Below are 742 nucleotides of genomic sequence, written 5' to 3' on the forward strand. Positions count from 1 at the left end.
TAAACACAAACGCGCTGTCCGATCCTGCGACCCCAAGCAGCCTCGGCTTATGGAACAACGCGGTAATCTGATTGTTCATGCTCGTTCCAAGAACCGTCCCAACCCGCAACACAACCTGCTCCAGTTGCGGCGCCTCCGCACGGGCATGAGCCAAAACAGCTTCAACCAGACGCTTATGGTAGGAGTACGCGAACTCTTCGTTGCCGCGAATATGATCATCCTCATGCAATGGCACAGGATTGTCGGCATGATACCCATAAGCTGCCCCGGATGAGGTGACGACAAGACGCTTCACACCTGCTTTGATCGCAGCATCAATCACCGACTGAGTGCCAACAACATCAACCAGATACTCAATATCCCGTGTAGAACCCGCAGAGGGTGTGACGATGGAAGCCAGATGCACAATCACATCAGGCCGCTCTTCCTCAATCAGTGCTGACACCCTGTCTGTAGTCACATCCAGCGTTTTGAAACGGGCATTTGCTGGGAGATCACTCGGCTCACGAATATCAGTCGCCACAACCTCCAGCTCCGTGCCCGCCAATTGCCTCAGAAATGCTTGTCCGATACCTCCGGCAGCACCGGTAATAAGAAGCTTGGTCATGACGTCGCCTCCGCGGGAAGCTTGACTGCTTTGCGCGCCATAAAACTGGCAAGCACCAGTCCGCTGATCGCATGCCAAATCCCCCAGGCAGCCGCCACAACAGACATGCCGCCAAGCCCACCAAAAAAGCCGAAG

At 55.0% G+C, this 742-nt stretch carries 1 protein-coding gene; it reads right to left on the reverse strand.

Annotation, left to right across the window (positions count from 1 at the left end; translation table 11 throughout):
• The coding region (locus PPL9_RS33475) for an NAD-dependent epimerase/dehydratase family protein (RefSeq protein ID WP_208989465.1) at positions 1–607 on the reverse strand (607 nt) is incomplete at its 3' end.
• Positions 608–742: the final 135 nt, after the last annotated feature.

Source organism: Pseudovibrio sp. POLY-S9 (assembly GCF_001431305.1).
Taxonomy (GTDB): Bacteria; Pseudomonadota; Alphaproteobacteria; order Rhizobiales; family Stappiaceae; genus Pseudovibrio.